Consider the following 18,753-nt stretch of genomic DNA (forward strand, 5'->3'; position numbering starts at 1 on the left):
CATGCCACACGAAGGGGAGACATGGACACCGACCACCTCACCGACATATGGAGCCGAGTCTTCGGGACCCAGCCGGCCCCGTCGCTCTGGCTGGTGATCATCACGGCGGTGCTCGCCCTGGGCGCCGTCGTCCCGCACACCGCCTGGCGGCTGTCGCGGAACGCCGTCACCATCGCCCACGAGGGCGGACACGGCCTGATCGCCCTGCTCACCGGCCGCCGCCTGGACGGCATCCGGCTGCACTCGGACACCTCAGGTCTGACCGTTTCGCGCGGCAAGCCGACCGGTCTGGGCATGGTGCTGACCGCCGCGGCCGGCTACATCGCACCGTCGCTGCTGGGTCTGGCGGGCGCCGCGCTGCTCGCCGCGGGCCACATCACGGCCCTGCTGTGGGGCGCGACCGCGCTGCTGCTGGCGATGCTCATCATGATCCGTAACGCGTACGGCGTGCTCACCGTCGTGCTGGCCGGCGCCGCGTTCGTGCTGGTCTCCTGGCTGACCACGGCGCAGGTGCAGGCGGCGTTCGCCTATGCGGTGGTGTGGTTCCTGCTGCTGGGCGGGGTGCGGCCGCCGTTCGAGCTGATGGGCAAGCGGCGTCGCGGGGGTGCGGTGGACTCCGACCCGGACCAGCTGGCGCGCCTGACCCATGTCCCGGCGGCCCTCTGGCTCGGCCTCTTCCACGTGGTGACGCTGTGCTCCTTGATGGGCGGCGGGCGCTGGCTGCTCGGCCTCTGACGCCCAACGCCCGGGGCGCCGGCCGGATCCCGTACCGCCGTGCCCGGGGCGTCCGGGGTGTCAGGGGTGTCCGCCCCACGCCCGCGGTGCGCGCCGCCACGCCCGGGATGTCCGCCACCACGCCGGGGGTATCCGCCACCACCCCGCCCCCGGCAGGCGGGCGCACTGTCACTGCCACGTTTCTGCGGGGTTGCGCCGCTTTTGATCAAGATCGGCACCCTTGCCCAGCCATTAAAGTAAGGGGCATGACCGAGAGCCCCGCACACCCCGCCCTCTGGCCCGCCCCGCTCGCCGCCGGGGCCGTGGATGCCACCGTCACCGTTCCCGGCTCCAAATCGGTCACCAACCGCGGCCTGGTCCTGGCCGCCCTCTCCTCCGAGCCCGGCTGGCTGCGCCGGCCGCTGCGCTCGCGGGACACGCTCCTGATGGCCGAGGCGCTGCGCACCCTGGGCGTCGGCATCGAGGAGACCGCCTCCTCCAGCTCCGCCGGCGCCGCCGTGCAACCCGGCGGCGGCGAGGCCTGGCGGATCATCCCGGCAGGTCTGCACGGCCCGGCCACCATCGACGTCGGCAACGCCGGCACGGTCATGCGCTTCCTCCCCCCGGTCGCCGCGCTCGCCGACGGCCCGATCCGCTTCGACGGCGACCCCCGCTCCTACGAGCGCCCGCTCGGCGGCGTGATCGACGCGCTGCGCGCCCTGGGCGCCCGGATCGACGACGACAACCGCGGCGCGCTGCCCATGACGGTCTTCGGCAGCGGCGGCCTGGACGGCGGCCCGGTCGAGATCGACGCCTCCTCGTCCTCCCAGTTCGTCAGCGCCCTGCTGCTGTCCGCGCCGCGCTTCAACCAGGGCGTCGAGGTCCGGCACGTGGGCGCGGCACTGCCCTCCATGCCGCACATCCGGATGACCGTCGACATGCTGCGCAGCGTCGGCGCGCAGGTGGACACCCCGGAGGCGGGCGGCGAGCCGAACGTCTGGCGGGTCACCCCCGGCGCACTGCTCGGCCGCGATCTGGTCGTCGAGCCGGACCTGTCCAACGCCCAGCCGTTCCTGGCCGCGGCGCTGGTCACCGGCGGCCGGGTGACCATCCCGGACTGGCCCGAGCACACCACCCAGCCCGGCGACGCGCTGCGCGAGATCTTCACCACCATGGGCGGTTCCTGCGAGCTGACCGAGCAGGGGCTGACCTTCACCGGCAGCAGCCGGATCCACGGCATCGACGTCGACCTCGGCGAGGTCGGCGAGCTGACCCCGGGCATCGCCGCGGTCGCCGCCCTGGCCGACTCGCCCTCCACGCTGCGCGGGGTGGCGCATCTGCGGCTGCACGAGACCGACCGGCTGGCCGCGCTCACCAAAGAGCTCAACGAACTCGGCGGCGATGTCACCGAGACCGCGGACGGGCTGCACATCCGCCCGCGCCCCCTGCACGGCGGGATCTTCCACACCTACGAGGACCACCGGCTGGCCACCGCCGCGGCGGTCATCGGCCTGGCCGTCGACGGCGTGGAGGTGGAGAACGTCGCCACCACCGCCAAGACCCTGCCCGACTTCCCCGCGATGTGGACGGACATGCTCGGCTCTCCGGCCGTCCCCGCCCGGCGAGCGTGAGGGCTGACGCCACCATGCGCCGCTACGGAAAGAACCCCGACGAGGACGACATCCGCGTCCGCCCCAACCCCAAGGGCAACCGCCCCCGGACCAACATCCGCCCCAAGCACGAGGACGCCGGCGAGGGCCTGGTGCTGACCGTCGACCGCGGCCGGCTGACCTGCCTGGTCGACGGCCGCACGGTCACCGCGATGAAGGCCCGCGAACTGGGCCGCAAGAGCGCGGTGGTCGGCGACCGGGTCGCCGTCGTCGGGGACCTGACCGGCGCCAAGGACACCCTCGCCCGGATCGTCCGGGTCGAGTCGCGCTCCTCGACGCTGCGCCGTACGGCCGACGACGACGACCCGTTCGAGCGGGTCGTGGTCGCCAACGCCGACCAGCTCGCGATCGTCACCGCGCTGGCCGACCCCGAGCCGCGCCCCCGGCTCATCGACCGCTGTCTGGTCGCCGCCTACGACGCGGGCCTCGACCCGCTGCTGGTGCTGACCAAGTCCGATCTGGCCTCCGCGGACACCCTGTTGGAGTCCTACGGCGCGCTCGGCGTCCCCTACCTGGTCACCAACCGCGACGAACTCGCCGACGGCAGCGCCGCCGAGCGGGTGCGGGCCGCGCTGACGGGCCGGATGACGGCGTTCGTCGGACACTCCGGGGTGGGCAAGACCACCTTGGTCAACTCCCTGGTCCCGGAGCGCCGCCGAGCCATCGGCCACGTCAATGCGGTCACCGGCCGCGGGCGGCACACCACCACCTCCGCGCTGGCGCTCCCGCTGCCCGGCGACTCGGGCTGGGTCATCGACACCCCGGGCGTACGGTCCTTCGGGCTGCATCACGTGGATCCGTCCCGGGTCATCCACGCCTTCCCGGATCTGGAGCCCGGCACCGCGGGCTGCCCGCGCGCCTGCAGCCACGACGAACCGGACTGCGCGCTGGACGCGTGGGTTGCCGACGGGCACGCCGATCCGGCCCGTCTCTACTCCCTGCGCCGCCTCCTGGCCACCCGCGAACGACGCGAGGGCGACTGACCTTTGACGTTTGCCGCCACCCGTCGGAGGTAAAGGCATAATCACACCAAGGTCGGCGTAGTGCTCAAGCAGGCCCTGATCGCCCGGACGGGGCCCGAACGAGTGATTCTGACGCCCCGTCGTCGCTCATGCAGGACAGGCTCTGGCTGACGGAGGCAATGGGACATGGCGTGGCTGCTGGTCGTGGTGGCGGGGATCCTGGAGACCGGCTTCGCGGTCTGCCTCAAGCTCTCGCACGGCTTCACCCGCCTCTTCCCCACCATCGCCTTCGCGGCCTTCGCCCTCGGCAGCTTCGGCCTGCTGACGCTGGCCCTGCGCAAGCTCGACGTCGGCCCGGCGTACGCGGTGTGGACCGGCATCGGCGCGGCCGGGACGGCGATCTACGGCATGGTCTTCCTCGGCGACCTGGTCTCCACCCTCAAGATCGTCTCCATCACCCTGGTCATCGTCGGCGTGGTCGGTCTGCAGCTGTCGGGGTCGGCGCACTGAACCGGGAGCGCCGGTCGGCGCGGGGCCGACGCAGAGGCCCGGGGGGGGCCGCTTTTGTCACCACCGGTGCGCGCTTACGGCCCCTCCACCACACGCCTGTGACGCCCCGTCACCCCTGCTCGGCCGACACGGTCGCAGCGCTCTCCCGTCCCCCCTGACCGGCCGACGGAACACCGGCCGCCGTCCGGGCGAAGGCACCCCGCACGAGCCGGGACACCGCCTCCGTCTCCAGCTCCCGGCGCGCGCGGCGAGCCGGTTCACGTCCGGGGGCCTGCGCCGCACCGGGGGCCGGCGGGGCGACGACACAGGCCAGGGTCAGCCGCGCCGCGGTCTCGCAGGCGGTACCCAGGGCGGGCAGCTCCTCCGCGGGCCAGTCGGGCTCCAGCGCCGCGACCGCTTGGTCGCAGAAGCGGCCGACGAGCTCCGCGGGCCCCGGCAGCGGACTCTCGGCGGGCGCCGCGGCACGCTGCACGGGGACGCCGGACCGGTCGGCCCGCACCGGCGCCGGGTCAGGCACCCTCGAAGGGGTCGGCAGCCGGTCGCTCCAGTAGCCGGTCAGCACGGCCCTGACCAGGGGGTTCGCACGGGCGGTCCGGAGTGTCCAGGCGGCCGCGGCCACCACCCGGCCGGCCGCGTCGCCCCGCGCCCCGGCGGCCGAGGCGCCCCGTGACAGCGCCCGGGCGACCCCGGCGAGGTAGTTCTCGGTCTCCCGGCGGACCAGGGCGCGGGCCAGCCCTTCCTTGCTGCCGAACTCGTTGTAGAGCGTCTGCCGGGAGACACCGGCGGCGGCCGCGACATCGACCATCCGGATGGCCGTCCAGGCGCGTTGCGTCAGCGCCGTGTAGGCGGCATCGAGCAGGGATTCACGCGCTGCGGGCATCCGTCGCCTCCCCGGCCGCCGGCCCAGGCGGCCGGTGTGCGCACAGAATTGACGCGGCGCCAGATGCTGTCAAGGGGCGTTGCGGCACACCCGCACCGGCGGGGCCCGGGGCCGTCACACGCCCGGCGGCGCATGGTCGTGTGGCTCCTGCGCAGACCAATCGATACTGTTCGCCCATGCCCGACTATCACGATGATCTTCGCCTCGGCCATGTTCTCGCGGACGCCGCGGACGCCGCCACCATGGAGCGCTTCAAGGCACTCGACCTCAAGGTCGAGACCAAACCGGACATGACACCGGTGAGCGAGGCGGACAAGGCGGCCGAGGAGCTCATCCGCGGCCAGCTCCAGCGGGCCCGGCCACGCGACGCGGTGCTCGGCGAGGAGTTCGGCAGCGAGGGCACGGGGCCGCGGCGCTGGATCATCGACCCGATCGACGGCACGAAGAACTATGTCCGCGGGGTGCCGGTCTGGGCGACGCTGATCGCGCTGATGGAGCGCGGCGAGAGCGGCGACCGCCCGGTGGTCGGCATCGTCTCCGCCCCGGCGCTCAACCGCCGCTGGTGGGCCGCCGACGGCCTGGGGGCCTTCACCGGCCGCAGCCTGACCTCCGCGTCCCGGCTGCAGGTCTCGCAGGTCGGCCGCATCCAGGACGCCTCATTCGCCTACTCGTCGCTGACCGGCTGGGAGGAGCGCGGCAAGCTGCCCGGTTTCCTCGACCTGAGCCGGGACTGCTGGCGCACCCGCGGCTATGGGGACTTCTGGCCGTACATGATGGTCGCCGAGGGGTCGGTGGACATCTGCGCGGAGCCGGAGCTCTCGCTGTGGGACATGGCGGCGTGCGCGGTGGTCGTGAAGGAGGCCGGCGGGCAGTTCACCGGTCTGGACGGCAAGCCGGGCCCGCACAGCGGCAACGCGGCGGCCTCCAATGGCCTGCTGCACGAGGATCTGCTGGGCTATCTCGGCGACTCCCCGCGCTGACCTGCGGCGGGGCGGATATTCGGACACCCGTCCCGCAGTTGCCCCTTGTTGCATCGGCACAGGCATGTGAACATGAGAATCCCCCACTTTGTGAACTTGTGAACCCCTTCGCAAGGCACATTCACCAAGGAGGTGGCTCCGCTCCATGCCCATGCACGTCAAAGACGCCATGAGCACGGTGGTCCTCACCATCGGGCCCGCACACACCCTCCGACAGGCGGCTCAGCTGATGGCGGCCCGCCGCATCGGCGCGGCCGTGGTCCTCGACAACGACAACAGCGGTATCGGCATCCTCACCGAGCGCGACATCCTCAATTCCCTCGGCGCGGGCGAGAACCCCGACCGGGAGACCGCCCAGACCCACACCACCTCGGACGTGGTCTTCGCCGCTCCGCACTGGACCCTCGACGACGCCGCGGACGCCATGGTGCGCGGCGGCTTCCGCCATCTGATCGTGCTCAACGACCATGAACCGGTCGGCGTGGTGTCCGTACGCGACATCATCCGCTGCTGGTCAACCGCCACGGAACGGGCCGACGCCGTACCGGCCTGAGCACGGAGACCGGACGCACGAAGAGGCCGAAGCCCCATGGCATCCGGCCTCTTCGCTTGTATACGGCAGCGACAATTGAGCAACCCCCACGGCGATCAACCACCTCCGCGAGAGCGGGCGGCGGCTTAGCCGCAAAGAGGTGCCCTCTCAGCCGCGCAGGGCCTGGACCGCGGCCTCCAGCCGCTTGCCGTAGTCCGCGTCCGCCTTGCGGAAGTTCTCGATCGCCCGCTGGGCGATGTCGTCGCGGGAGACCTGGGAGATGAAGCCCGCCAGGTTGTCGATCAGGCGCTCCCTCTCCTCCTCCGACATCAGCCGGTAGAGGGTGCCGGCCTGGACGAAGTCGGTGTCCTCGGCGTGCGAGGGCGCGGCCTGCTCGCCGGTGGGGCCGGTCACGGTGGCCGGCTGCCACAGGGGGCGGCCGGTCTCGTTCGGGCCGCCGAAGCTGTTGGGCTCGTAGTTCTTCGCGCCCGCGTGCCGGCCGTCGTAGAGCACACCGTCGCGGCCGTGGCTGCGCGCCTCGGTGGCGTGCGGGCGGTTCACCGGGAGGTGGTCGGCGTTGATGCCGACGCGGTAGCGGTGCGCGTCGCCGTAGGCGAAGAGGCGGCCCTGGAGCATCTTGTCGGGGGACGGTCCGATACCCGGCACGAAGTGGTGCGGGGAGAAGATCGACTGCTCGACCTCGGCGAAGATGTTCTGCGGGTTGCGGTTGAGCTCCAGCTTGCCGATCTCGATCGGCGGGTAGTCCTCGTGCGGCCAGACCTTGGTCAGGTCGAACGGGTTGAAGCGGTAGTTGGCCGCGTCGGCCTCGGGCATGATCTGCACCTGGACGGTCCAGCTCGGGAAGTCACCCCGCTCGATGGACCGGCGCAGATCGCGCTGGTGGCTGTCGGCGTCCTCACCGGCGAGCTTGTCGGCCTCGGCCTGGGTGAGGTTCTTGATGCCCTGGTCGGTCTTGAAGTGGTACTTGACCCAGAAGACCTCACCGGCGGCGTTGTTCCACTGGAAGGTGTGCGAGCCGTAGCCGTTCATGTGGCGGTAGGAGGCGGGGATGCCGCGGTCTCCGAACAGCCAGGTGACCTGGTGGGTGGACTCCGGCGACAGACCCCAGAAGTCCCAGACGTTGTCCGCCTCCTGCGAGCCGGTGTACGGGTCGCGCTTCTGGGTGTGGATGAAGTCGGGGAACTTGATGGCGTCCTTGATGAAGAACACCGGGGTGTTGTTGCCGACGAGGTCGTAGTTGCCCTCTTCGGTGTAGAACTTCAGCGCGAAACCGCGCGGGTCACGCACCGCGTCGGCCGAGCCGAGGTTGCCCGCGACGGTCGAGAAGCGCAGGAAGGTCTCGGTCTGCTTGCCGACCTCGGAGAGGAAGTGGGCGCGGGTGTACTTGGTCACGTCCGCGGTCACCGTGAACGTGCCGTACGCGGCGGCGCCACGGGCGTGCACGATGCGCTCCGGGATGCGCTCGCGGTTGAAGTGCGCGAGCTTTTCGATCAGGAGCTGGTCCTGGATGAGGCCGGGACCGCCGATGCCGGCCGTCTCGCTGTTCTGGTTGTCCCCGACCGGAGCCCCGGACTCCGTGGTCAGCGGTCCGGTGGTGCTCTCTACCGACACGTGCGCCTCCTGGAAAGTCTTCTACACCTGCCCTTGGCTTGCGCCGATCACGATCCTACATTGGACAATGTCTAAGTCAAGAAGAATGCGAAAGCCGTACTCGATCCGGTGATGGACCTACCACTGCTACCCTGGCTTTATCTGACTGATAGGTGAATGGCATGAGTGACCTGCTGGAACGGCTCCGAGCACGCGGCTGGCGGCTGACCGCGCAGCGACGCGTGGTCGCCGAGGTCCTCGACGGGGACCACGTCCACTACACCGCCGACGAGGTGCACGCGCGGGCCTCCGACCGGCTCCCCGAGATCTCCCGCGCCACGGTCTACAACACCCTGGGCGAGCTGGTCTCGCTCGGCGAGGTGATCGAGGTGAGCACGGACGGCCGGGCCAAGCGCTACGACCCCAACGCCCACCACGACCACCAGCACCTGGTCTGCTCGCGGTGCGGCACGATCCGCGACGTCCACGTCCAGGGCGACCCGCTCTCGGCCCTGCCCGAGCCGGAGCGCTACGGCTTCCAGGTCTCCGAGGTCACCGTGACCTACCGGGGCATCTGCCCCACCTGCAGCACCCCGTCCTGACGCCGGGGTACACCGGCCCCCGTCCGGGCCGCCCGTGCACCGCGTCACGCCATACGCACCGTCGAGCCCGCGCCCACCCGGCAGCGGGCTCCTTCGCGTACCCGGCACGCCTGCCGGCAGCAATCCCGTCACCGCACCCCTCGCCGGCCCGTCCCGCACGTCGACCTGCCCCGCATATCGCACCGTCCCGCGCATCGGCCCACTCCCGCACGCATGCCCGCACGACCCCTGCCTGAACCTGATGGCTCGTCAGGTCGTCGGCGCGTCGCGCTTTCCAGCCACCACCGGGCCCGTGCGGTTCTTGGCCGTCGGAGAGCCGGCTCGTCGACCGCGGTCTCCACGAGGAAGCGGTCGGCCACCGGATACCGGGATCAACACGGCGGCACGCATGACGAAGGCCCGGATCCTTAAGGATCCGGGCCTTCGTCTTCAGTAGCGGGGACAGGATTTGAACCTGCGACCTCTGGGTTATGAGCCCAGCGAGCTACCGAGCTGCTCCACCCCGCGCCGTTGTTGCCCTTACTCTAACCCCGGGCCGACGACCAGCGCAAATTCCTTCCGCGCGGCCCGGGACCCGGCCCTGTGGACCGGCCCCGGGCTTCCCGGATTCCGCGGGGCGCCCGCTACGCGCTGAGCTCCTCCTGGAGCGCCGCCCGCAACCGCGCCGCACGCTCCGCCACCTCCGGCGGCCCCAGCTCGACGGCGCGCGCACACCAACTCTGCGCCTCCGCGAGCGCACCGCGCCGGGCGGCGAGCAGCGCCAGCCGCAGCGCCGCCCGGCCGTGGCCGCTCTCGGCCGCGCGCTGCCACCACAGGGCGGCCTCGGGAAGGCTGCCCTCGCGGGCCAGCAGCAGCCCGAGGTTGAAGGCACCGTTGCGGCTGCCGGCCTCGGCCGCCGCGCGGTACCACTCGGCGGCCTCGACGGTGTCCCCGCGGGCCGCCGCGAACATGCCGACCCTGACCTGGGCGCGCCGGTGCCCCTGGCGGGCGGCTCGCTCGTACCACTGCACGCTCTCGTCGTCCGCCGTGCGCTCGCTGTCCGCCAGCCCCTCGCCCGCGGCCGCCGCCCGGCGGTCGAGCAGGTCCGCGAGCCGGAAGGCCGCCTCGGAGCTGCCGCCACCGGCCGCACAGCGCAGATTGCGCTCCGCGTCCTGCAGCGCACCGTCCCGCAGCTGCACGATGGCGACCTGGAGGGCCGCCTCGGTGTGCCCGGCCGCGGCCGCCCGCTCGTACCAGGTGTGCGCCATACGCTCGGCGCCGCGCCCGGCGAAGAGGATGCCGAGGTTGAACGCGGCATCCACGCTGCCCGCCTCGGCCGCCTTGGAGAACCACGGCTCGGCCCCCGCGGCGTCACCGCGCTGCAGCAGCAGGATGGCCAGCGCGTTGGCGGCCTCGCGGTGCCCGGCGTAGGCGGCCCGGCGGTACCACTGCTCGCCGCGCCCCTCCCGGCCCTGCTCGGCGCAGAGCAGCCCGATGTTGTAGGCGCCGTTGACGTCCCCGGCGTCCAGCGCGACGCGGTACCAGCGCTCGGCGGTCTGCAGTTCGCCGCGGTCGGCGTGCAGCGCTCCCAGCGCGTTGGCAGCGTTGCCATCGCCGTCCTGGGCCGCCCGCCGCCACCATTCGGCGGCGCTCTCCTCGTCCCCCGCGTCACGCAGCAGGAAGCCCAGCGCACAGGCCGCGCGCGCCTCGCCGTCCTTGGCTGCGGACAGGTACCAGCGGCCCGCCTCCTGGACGTCGCCGCGGTCCTCCAGCAGCGCACCGAGCTGCAGCGCGGCCCGCCGGTGGCCCCGCGCGGCGGCCTGGCGGTACCACTGCTCGGCCTCCTCCTGCCGGTTCAGCTCGCCGTACGCGGGGACCGTGCGCCGGTCCGCGTCACGGCCGTCCTCGACGAGCCGGGCCAGGCGGTACGCGGCCTCACGGTGGCCACGCTCGGCGGCCGTACGGAACCAGCGCTCGGCGCCGATGTCGCCGCGGTGCTCCAGAAGGTCGGCCAGGGCGTACGCGCCCAGGCAGTGCCCGGACTCGGCGGACTGGCGCAGCCAGTACTCGGCGGCCGGCTCGTCGCCGCGCTCGCGGTAGTGGCGCCCGAGGGCGTGCGCCGCGGCGGCGGAGCCCGCGACGGCCGCGATCCGCCACCAGCCCGCCGCCTCGTCCCCGTAGCCCCGCTGGTGCAGCAGCACGCCGAGGTTGTTGGCCGCGGCGCGGTCGCCGGCGGCGGCCGCGGAACGCAGATGCGGCTCGGCGCCGTCGAGGTCACCGCGGCGCAGCAGCATCGCGCCCAGGGCGCTCATGGCGGCGGTGTCGCCCGCCTCGGCGGCCCGGCGGTGGCCGGACTCGGTCACCACATCGGACGCTTCGGCGGCCTCCGCGGCCTCCATCGCGTCGATCGGCAGCTCGGATTCGCGCCCGTCGTCGGGCGCATGCACAAACCGGTCCGTCTCCAACAACCTTGCCTTGTCCCCCATAAGACCCATCGTCGCATCACCTGTAACCCGCGTACACCTGGTATACCGCAGCCAGTGAGGTCACTTCAGCGGTTTGTCGACTTCCCGACACGACGACTTGGCAAACTCAAGCACACACCTACCCCACATCTGCCGCGCGACCCGGCTTTGACCGGTAACGAACCCGAAGACATGACGGGATGACGGCATGAAGACATGACGAAGGCCCGGATCCCTGAGGATCCGGGCCTTCGTCTTCAGTAGCGGGGACAGGATTTGAACCTGCGACCTCTGGGTTATGAGCCCAGCGAGCTACCGAGCTGCTCCACCCCGCGCTGTTGTGTCCTCAACGTATCACGGCAACGGGACGGCTCTGCACCACCGCGGCCCCGTGGCCACCGGCGCGAACCGGCGGCCACGGGGCCAGGGGGACGGACGGGCGGGGTCAGCCGGCCGGCTTGCCGCCCTTCTGGGACGCCTTCGCCGCCCGGTCCAGCGCCGCCTTGAGCTTCTTCTGGGCCTCGCCGTAACCGGCCCAGTCGCCCGAGGTGCGCGCCTTCTCGCCCTCCTCGTAGGCCTTCTGTGCGTCACCCAGGGCCTGCTGCACCGTCTGGCCGGACGGCGGCTGCTGCCCGGTCCCGGTGTCGCCGCCGCCCGGCGGGTTCTGCGAACCCGTACCGGGCGCCTTCTTGCCGAAGACCACGTCCAGCGCGTCCTTGAGGGAGTCCTCCAGGACGGGCTTGTTGTCGCCGTAGCTGACCAACACCTTCTTCAGAAGGGGGTAGTTGGTGTTGGCGCCGCGCAGATACACCGGTTCGACGTAGAGCAGTCCGCCGTCCAGTGGCACGGTCAGCAGATTGCCGTACTCGATCTCCGAGTCGCCGAACTTCTTGAGGACGTTGAGCTCATTGGCGATGGTCGGATCGGAGTTGAACTTCGACTGCACCAGCTGCGGACCGGGCACCGGCGTCTCCGACGGCAGCTTCAACAGTCTGATCTTGCCGTAGTCGCCGCTGGTCGCATTGGCGTCGACGGCCATGAACGCACCGAGGTTGTCGCGCTTGTTGGGCGTGAAGCTCGTCGTCAGCGAGAACGCCCGGTTCTTCTGCTCCGGCATTTTCATGCTCAGGTAGTACGGCGGTACCGCGTTGCCCGACTTGGTCGTCGGGTCGTTCGGGATCTGCCAGCGCTCGGAGCCGGTGTAGAAGGTGCCCGGGTCGGTGACGTGGTAGGTGGTCAGCAGCTGGCGCTGCACCTTGAAGAGGTCCTGCGGGTAGCGCAGGTGCTCCTTGAGAGCCGGGCTGATGGCGCTCTTCTTCTCGACCGTGCCGGGGAACGACTTCATCCAGGTCTTGAGGACCGGGTCCTTCTCGTCCCACTGGTAGAGCTTCACCGAACCGTCGTAGGCATCCACCGTCGCCTTGACGGAGTTGCGGATGTAGTTGACCTGGTTCTGCTGGGCCACCACCGCCCGCTGGCCGTCGGTGAGCGAATCGGCCGTGCTGTCCCCGAGCGTGGTGCGCGAGGAGTACGGATAGCCGTTGCTGGTGGTGTAGGCGTCGACGATCCACTTGAGCCGGTGGTTGATCACCGCCGGGTAAGCGTCGCCGTCGATGGTCAGCCAGGGGGCGACGGCTTCGACGCGCTCCTTGGGCGTGCGGTTGTACAGGATCCGCGAGCCCTTGCCGATCGCTCCGGAGTAGAGGATCTGCGGCTCCCCGAACGCCGCGGCGTAGGCGGCGCGGTTGACCGGGTTGGAGAGGCTGACGCCGCTGTTGCCCCGGTAGCTGTAGCTCTTCTCGCCGTTGTCGTCGGAGTAGTCCAGCTCCTTCTGCGGACCGCCGACGATGGAGTACTGCGAGGTCTTCTCGCCGTAGTAGACCCGCTGCTGGTACGAGCCCAGCTGCCCCTTGGACGGCAGATCCGACTCGGTGTACTCGGGGCCGCCGCCTTCAGCGGCCTCGGTCCCCTTGGCGGCGACCGCACCGTAGCCGTGGGTGTACTTGAAGTGGTCGTTGATCCAGTTGCGCTCGGGGATACCCGCGATGTTCAGCTCGCGCAGACCGATGACGGTGTCCTGCTCGGCACCGTCCTTGTCCTTGTAGCGGTCGACGTCGAGGGTGGAGGGGAACTGGTAGTACCCGCGCACCTGCTGCTGTTGCTGGAAGGCCGGCGAGACGACGTTCGGGTCGAGCAGCCGCATGCTGGCCGTGGTGTCGGCGTCGTCGCGCAGCCGCTGGCTGTCCGCCTTGCCGGCGGGCTTGTAGTCGCCCTTGTACGGCGTGACCTCGGAGTCCTGGATGCCGTACGCGTCCCGGGTCGCCTTGATGTTCTGCTTGATGTACGGCGCTTCCTTGGCCTGCTCGTTCGGCTGGACCTGGAACTTCTGCACGATCGCCGGGTACAGCCCGCCGATGAGGATCGCCGAGAGCACCATCAGGCCGAAGCCGATCACCGGCAGCTGCCACGTCCGCCGCCAGAGGGTGGCGAAGAACAGCACCGCGCAGATCGCCGCGATGAAGAACAGGATCGTCTTCGCCGGGAGGTAGGCGTTGGCGTCGACGTAGCGCAGGCCGGTCCAGTTGTCGGCCGACCGCAGGCCGCTGGACTTGACCGCCAGGCCGTACCGGTCGAGCCAGTACGCGATCGCCTTGAGCGAGACGAAGATGCCCAGCAGCACCGACAGATGGCCGGTGGCCGCCGCGGTCGCCCGCGAGCCGGGGCTGGTCAGCCGCAGCCCGCCGTAGAGGTAGTGGGTCAGCGCCGCGGCGACCAGACACAGCACCGCGCAGGCGAAGCCGAAGCTCAACAGGAAGCGGTACCAGGGCAGATCGAAGGTGTAGAAGGCGATGTCCTTGCCGAACTGCGGGTCCGTCTTGCCGAAGGGCACGGCGTTGGCCCACTGCAGGTAGGTCCGCCACTCCCCGGAGGCGGAGGCACCGGCGATCAGGCCGATCACCGCGGTGACCGCGATCAGCGCCCACTTCTTGAAGGGCGCGATGCCCATCCGGTAGCGGTCCAGGCTCTGCTGCTCCACGGACATCGCGCTCAGCGGCGGCCGCAGCCGGTACGCGAGCCAGACGTTGACCCCGACGGCCACGGCCATCAGGACGCCGAAGGCGAAGAACAGGCCGATCTTGGTCCACAGGGTGGTGGTGAAGACCGAGGAGTACTTGACCGAGCGGTACCAGAGCCAATCGGTCCAGAACCCCGCAAACATCACGAAAAGCATGGCCAGAACGGCCAGCACACCCAATGTCATGAGCAGGGTCCGGATCCGCCGCGATGGTCGGCCGACTCTGATCCGTGGCCCTGTCGGGCCTCCGCCGCGGTCCGGCATCTGGAAAGCCAAGGTGCGCACCTCGAAGTTCGCTGTCGTGTGGAGCAGGCCCGGCGATAGTAGGACCCACCGATGCAACTTACGAAGGCTTTACTCAGTTCCCGCTTTCCGGGGTACACAAGGCACGATGTTGAGCATGACTGACCTTCCTGGCTCTCCCGCTGCCGGCACCCCCCTCGCCGCCGACCCCCTGACCCGCGCGGTGCTCGAGATCGACGAGTACAGCGCCGGGCTCGGCTGGGACCAGCCCGCCCGACTGTTCGCCCTCGTCGACACCGCCAAGCTGCGTGCGCAGGAGCCCTCGCTCGCCGCCCAGCTCGGCATCGACGACTCCACCACCACGTCCCTGACCCCCGTGGAGCAGGACGAGATCCCGGCGGGTGTCCCGCTGGACGAGTTCCTGGCCACCATTGCCTGGCCCGACGCCGTCACCGGCTGCGCGCTGACCGTGGAACGGCTGATGCTGCCGCCGTCCGCCGAGGACTCCGAGCCCGCAGGCATGAACGAGGCGCAGCTCGCCAAGTGGGTCGCGGGGCACCCGGACCGCCAGGAGGTCCGGATGACGGTGGCCGTGCTGCGGGACGGCCGGCGCGAGTCGGCGCTGCGGCTGCGGGAGAAGGACTCCACGTCCGAGGTGCTCACCGGCTCGGCGCTGGTGCCGGGCCTCGCGGAAGCCCTGGCGGCGACGTTCGAGGGCTGACGGCGGCCTGCCGGGCCGGTGCCCGGGCCTGACCTGCGCGTCGGCCCGGGCACCGGCCCGGTTCTTCAGGACTTAGGCGCGGCCCGCGGTGCTGCAGCTGGGCAGGCCCGCGGTGTCGCCCTTGCGGATCTTCTCCAGCGCCTTGACGGCGTCGCCTATGGTGCCGACCTTGACCAGGGTGAGCCCCTTCGGGGTGTCCTTGGCCGCGGCGGCGCAGTTCTCCTTGGGCGTCAGGAAGTACTGGGCGCCCTTGTCGCGCGCACCGACGGTCTTCATCGAGATGCCGCCGATCGGGCCGACCTTGCCCTTGTCGTCGATGGTGCCGGTGCCGGCCACGAACTTGCCGCCGGTCATGTCGCCGGGGGTGAGCTTGTCGACGATGCCGAGCGCGAACATCAGCCCGGCGCTAGGGCCGCCGACATCGGCCAGCTTGACGTCGATGGGGAACGGGAAGAGGTGATCCACCCCGGCCTGGATGCCCACGATGGCGCGGCCGTCGTCCGCCTTCTGCGTGTTGACCGTGATCTCCTTCGCGCCGGTCACGGGCTTCTTGCCCCGCTTCTCCGCCGCGGCGGCGTCCTTGGCCGGGATGATCGTGAAGACCACCTTCTCGCCCGGCTTGTGCCGGGTGACGAGCTTGGCGACGTCACCGGCCTGCTTGACCTGTGTGCCGTCCACCGCCTTGATCACATCGCCCGCGTGCAGCCGCCCGTCGGCCGGCTTGTCCTTGACGACGGAACCGACCACGGTCTGGGTGCCGACCGGGATGTGCAGCTGGTTGAGGGCGGAGGCCTTGGCGCTCTCCTGGGACTGGCTGAACTCCTCGGCGTTCTCCTGGTCGGCCTGCTGGGCCGTCTGTCCCTCGGGGTAGAGCGTCTTGTGCGGCACCACGGCGTTGTCGTGGTCGAGCCAGCCGTACACCGCCTCGAAGAGGTTCATGCGGTAGTCGGGGCCGGTGACGCGGACGGTGGTCATGTTGAGATGACCGGTCGTCGGGTACGTCTTGCGGCCGGAGATCTGCAGCACTGGCTCACCGTCGTGATCACCGAGGGTGTTGACCGTCGGCCCCGGGGACATCTCCGAGTAGGGCACGGGGATCAGTACCCCGGCGCAGAGCAGCGCGATCAGCATCAGGATCGAGGCGAGCAGCGTCGCGGTGCGGCGTGGCATGGAACGACAGTACGGGACGGGTATGACAACCGGCCCGCGGGGCCGTCCGTACGAGGCCGAACGCCCGGTTGTGGGCCCGCCCTACGCAAGGGTTTCCGCAAGAAGCGGGGCTCGGTCCGGGGCTCGCATCCGGGCTCGGCGTCCGCACACCCGGCGCGGGAACGTCAGACGGGGTCCGAGGCGGGGTCGGGCACGGAGTGCTCCTTTTCCATGGCGTCCCGGAACCGGGCGTAGCCCGCGAGTTCCGCGACATCCCCGGCCTTGCGGTGCCGTAGGGCCCAGCTGCTCCACACCGCGGCAATCAGCCCCGCACCGACCGGAATCAGCAACCAGAGGAGCGCACCCATCAGCGACCTCCCAACCCCTTGTACGACCGCGATCGACGAATAAGCAGATTAACCATCTGCTGGGTCAACGCTCAGGCCAGGGGGCGGGTTACGCAACCGGAACCCAAGGCACCGGTTCGGCGTCGTGTCCGGGGGCCGCCACCCCGTGGCCACAGGGCCACAGCCTGCGCGTCTGTCCTGTCGCCTGCCCCGGGACAGCGGCCTTACGCACCGGGCCTTCGCCCGACCTCCACCCCCGGAAGAGGGGGCTACGCCCCCACCCGCCCTCCCGTCGCCCGACCTCCACCCCCAGAAGAGGGGGCTACGCCCCCACCCGCCCTCCCGTCGCCCGACCTCCACCCCCAGAAGAGGGGGCTACGCCCCCACCCATTCTTGGGTCCCATCGGAGAACGTCTGGTGTTTCCAGATCGGCACCTCGTGCTTGAGGTCGTCGATCATCCTGCGGCAGGCCTCGAACGCCTCGCCGCGGTGCGGGCAGGACACCGCGACCACCACTGCCAGATCACCGATGCGCAGATCACCCACACGGTGGACGGCGGCCAGCGCCCGCACCGGGAAGTCGGCGATCACCTTCTCCGCGATCCGGCGCATCTCCGCCTCGGCCGTCGGGTGCGCGGAGTAGCCCAGGCCCTCGACGTCGGCGCCGTTGTCGTGCGAGCGGACCGTGCCGACGAACAGGGCCGTACCGCCGGCCGCCGAGTCCCCCACGGCCGCGAACACCTCGTCCACCGACAGCGCGCGCTCGCGGATCTCCAGGAGCCTGATCGGGTCCGGCGCGGCCTGCTCACCGGGGTGGTCGCGGCCGGGGGACGAAGGGGAAGGCGTGCCAGACATACCCCCATCGTGCCGTACGCGGGCACGGTGGGGTATTGCCGGTTCCGCCGGTCGTCCCGGGCGCCGTATGGAGACTTCTCCAGCCCGGCGGGCCAGGTCCCCGGCCGGGCCCGGTCCCGCTCAGATGTCGCGCTCAGATACGGCGGCGGGCCTTACGGGCACGGCGGACCAGGGCGGCGGTGCCCAGGAGGGCGACGGTGGCACCGGCGGCGCCCGCGGCGGTGGCGTCCTTGCGGCCCAGCCTGCGGCCCGCGACGGTGTGCCGTCCGGCGACCTCCTCCAGGAGCTCGGCGAGCACCTCCTCGTTCGTCCACCGGGGGCGCCAGCCCGCATCGTGCAGCCGGCTGCCGCTGACCACCCATGGATGCATCGTGTACGCGAGGTCGCCCGCGGGGGACGGCGTCAGGCCGATGCGGTGCAGGCGGGCGGCGGCGCCCAGGGCCACCGAGGACGGCAGCTCCATGCGCCGGATTCCGGAGAGCTCCTCGACCTCCTCCTGTTCCAGCCAGCCGTCGCAGCCCACCGCCAGCTCGCCGTCGACCTTCTCCAGCGCGGCGAACTCCAGGGCGCTGACCAGGTCCTCGACATGGCAGAACTGCCAGGCGGGACGGGATCCGGCGACAACCAGGAGGCGGGGCGATTCGAAGTAGCGGGTCAGCGCGGTGTCCGTGCCGCCCACCAGGACGGTGGGGCGCAGCACGGTGACGTTCAGGCCGGGGTGCGCGCGGGGCGCACGGTGCGCCAGGTGCTCGATCTCCAGGAGGTCGCCGACACCGGTGGCGTCCGCGGTGGCCCGCAGCTCGGCGTCCTCGGCCAGGGGAACGTCGTTGTCGGGCAGCGCCCCGTACACCATGGCGGAGGTGCACAGCACCACGCGGTGGATGCCGGCGGCCGCGGCGGCGGTGAGCACGGTCTGGGTGCCGCGCACGTTGTACGCGGTGCGCGCCGCGTCGTCGGTCTCCAGGTCGAGGTCGAGCGCGAGATGGACGACGACGTCGGCGCCGCGCAGCTTGTCGGCGATGGCCGGGTCCCGGACGTCCAGGACGTGCCAGTGCGCCTCCGCGACGTCGCCGCGCCGCTCGTCGATGGCCACCACCTCCTTGACCTCCTCGGAGGCGACCAGGGCGCGGGTGAGCAGCGCACCGACTCCGGAGGCGGCTCCGGTGACGGCCACCACGGGCCGGCGCAGTGGCCGGTCCGTGGCCCCACCTGCGCCATTGTCTGCCTTCTCGGTCTGGGCCGCAGCGTTTCGCGCTGCGCGAACGGTCGGATCTGGGGAACTCACCGGGCGTCTCCAGCGGTTGTCTTCAGTGCGGACGTGTGGTCATGCGTGCGCACCAGGTGGCGTCCATCCTGCCCCAGCCACCGGGACAGCGAAGCACCGAGCCCCGAAGCGGTCCGGGTGTCTACGCTGGAGGTGATGTCGGGCAGCCGCCGTCGGCCACCTGGTCGGCGGC

The 18,753-nt window shown here is 71.2% G+C and carries 16 protein-coding genes and 2 tRNA genes; 8 read left to right on the plus strand and 10 right to left on the minus strand.

Annotated elements, in window-relative coordinates; genetic code table 11:
- Positions 1–21: 21 nt before the first annotated feature.
- The 4 genes from D9V36_RS15335 (at position 22) to D9V36_RS15350 (ending at position 3,856) form a co-directional block, all read left to right on the plus strand.
- On the plus strand, positions 22–735 hold the full coding sequence (locus D9V36_RS15335) for a M50 family metallopeptidase (protein ID WP_129294266.1): 714 nt from the start codon (positions 22–24) through the stop codon (positions 733–735).
- 245 nt (positions 736–980) lie between these two features.
- Positions 981–2,345, plus strand: coding sequence for a 3-phosphoshikimate 1-carboxyvinyltransferase (aroA, locus tag D9V36_RS15340; RefSeq protein WP_129294267.1), 1,365 nt, complete (start codon positions 981–983; stop codon positions 2,343–2,345).
- Positions 2,346–2,359: 14 nt separating this feature from the next.
- Positions 2,360–3,367, plus strand: a complete 1,008-nt coding sequence (gene rsgA, locus D9V36_RS15345) for a ribosome small subunit-dependent GTPase A (protein ID WP_088799860.1) — start codon at positions 2,360–2,362, stop codon at positions 3,365–3,367.
- A 165-nt stretch (positions 3,368–3,532) separates the two neighbouring features.
- Positions 3,533–3,856, plus strand: coding sequence for a DMT family transporter (locus D9V36_RS15350; protein WP_086716806.1), 324 nt, complete (start codon positions 3,533–3,535; stop codon positions 3,854–3,856).
- A gap of 109 nt (positions 3,857–3,965) precedes the next feature.
- Here the strand turns inward: D9V36_RS15350 and D9V36_RS15355 are convergent, their stop codons facing one another.
- On the minus strand, positions 3,966–4,736 hold the full coding sequence (locus D9V36_RS15355) for a TetR/AcrR family transcriptional regulator (protein WP_129294268.1): 771 nt from the start codon (positions 4,734–4,736) through the stop codon (positions 3,966–3,968).
- A gap of 176 nt (positions 4,737–4,912) precedes the next feature.
- On the opposite strand from D9V36_RS15355, the gene hisN reads away from it, so the two are divergent.
- A complete protein-coding gene (gene hisN / locus D9V36_RS15360) occupies positions 4,913–5,716 on the plus strand; it encodes a histidinol-phosphatase (RefSeq protein ID WP_129294269.1) in 804 nt (267 codons plus the stop codon).
- A gap of 151 nt (positions 5,717–5,867) precedes the next feature.
- The gene (locus D9V36_RS15365; protein WP_129298430.1) at positions 5,868–6,269 is read left to right on the plus strand and encodes a CBS domain-containing protein; all 402 of its coding nucleotides are present in this window, start codon (positions 5,868–5,870) and stop codon (positions 6,267–6,269) included.
- Between the two features lie 147 nt (positions 6,270–6,416).
- Here D9V36_RS15365 and D9V36_RS15370 read toward each other — a convergent pair whose 3' ends face one another.
- Positions 6,417–7,880 carry a catalase gene (locus D9V36_RS15370; RefSeq protein WP_129294270.1) on the minus strand — a complete coding sequence of 488 codons (1,464 nt, stop codon included), beginning with the start codon at positions 7,878–7,880 and terminating at the stop codon, positions 6,417–6,419.
- Between the two features lie 161 nt (positions 7,881–8,041).
- On the opposite strand from D9V36_RS15370, the gene D9V36_RS15375 reads away from it, so the two are divergent.
- Positions 8,042–8,461, plus strand: coding sequence for a Fur family transcriptional regulator (locus tag D9V36_RS15375; protein WP_129294271.1), 420 nt, complete (start codon positions 8,042–8,044; stop codon positions 8,459–8,461).
- Between the two features lie 433 nt (positions 8,462–8,894).
- Here the strand turns inward: D9V36_RS15375 and D9V36_RS15380 are convergent.
- From D9V36_RS15380 to D9V36_RS15395, 4 genes are all read right to left on the minus strand, one after another.
- A tRNA-Met gene (locus D9V36_RS15380) sits at positions 8,895–8,968 on the minus strand.
- A 116-nt stretch (positions 8,969–9,084) separates the two neighbouring features.
- Positions 9,085–10,935, minus strand: coding sequence for a tetratricopeptide repeat protein (locus D9V36_RS15385; RefSeq protein WP_206739672.1), 1,851 nt, complete (start codon positions 10,933–10,935; stop codon positions 9,085–9,087).
- Between the two features lie 231 nt (positions 10,936–11,166).
- Positions 11,167–11,240: transfer RNA gene (locus tag D9V36_RS15390), tRNA-Met, on the minus strand.
- A 110-nt stretch (positions 11,241–11,350) separates the two neighbouring features.
- Positions 11,351–14,167, minus strand: a complete 2,817-nt coding sequence (locus D9V36_RS15395; protein ID WP_129294272.1) for a UPF0182 family membrane protein — start codon at positions 14,165–14,167, stop codon at positions 11,351–11,353.
- Positions 14,168–14,372: 205 nt separating this feature from the next.
- Between D9V36_RS15395 and D9V36_RS15400 the strand changes: the two genes are divergently transcribed.
- On the plus strand, positions 14,373–14,945 hold the full coding sequence (locus tag D9V36_RS15400; RefSeq protein WP_431357672.1) for a PPA1309 family protein: 573 nt from the start codon (positions 14,373–14,375) through the stop codon (positions 14,943–14,945).
- Positions 14,946–15,017: 72 nt separating this feature from the next.
- On the opposite strand, the gene D9V36_RS15405 is transcribed toward D9V36_RS15400, so the two are convergent.
- The 4 genes from D9V36_RS15405 to D9V36_RS15425 form a co-directional block, all read right to left on the minus strand.
- On the minus strand, positions 15,018–16,115 hold the full coding sequence (locus tag D9V36_RS15405) for a YlbL family protein (protein ID WP_129294274.1): 1,098 nt from the start codon (positions 16,113–16,115) through the stop codon (positions 15,018–15,020).
- A 164-nt stretch (positions 16,116–16,279) separates the two neighbouring features.
- On the minus strand, positions 16,280–16,462 hold the full coding sequence (locus D9V36_RS15410) for a hypothetical protein (RefSeq protein ID WP_088799843.1): 183 nt from the start codon (positions 16,460–16,462) through the stop codon (positions 16,280–16,282).
- Between the two features lie 354 nt (positions 16,463–16,816).
- Positions 16,817–17,296, minus strand: a complete 480-nt coding sequence (locus D9V36_RS15420; protein WP_129294275.1) for a molybdenum cofactor biosynthesis protein MoaE — start codon at positions 17,294–17,296, stop codon at positions 16,817–16,819.
- Positions 17,297–17,429: 133 nt separating this feature from the next.
- A complete protein-coding gene (locus D9V36_RS15425) occupies positions 17,430–18,581 on the minus strand; it encodes an SDR family oxidoreductase (RefSeq protein WP_129294276.1) in 1,152 nt (383 codons plus the stop codon).
- Positions 18,582–18,753: the final 172 nt, after the last annotated feature.

Source organism: Streptomyces lydicus (genome assembly GCF_004125265.1).
GTDB lineage: Bacteria > Actinomycetota > Actinomycetes > Streptomycetales > Streptomycetaceae > Streptomyces > Streptomyces lydicus_C.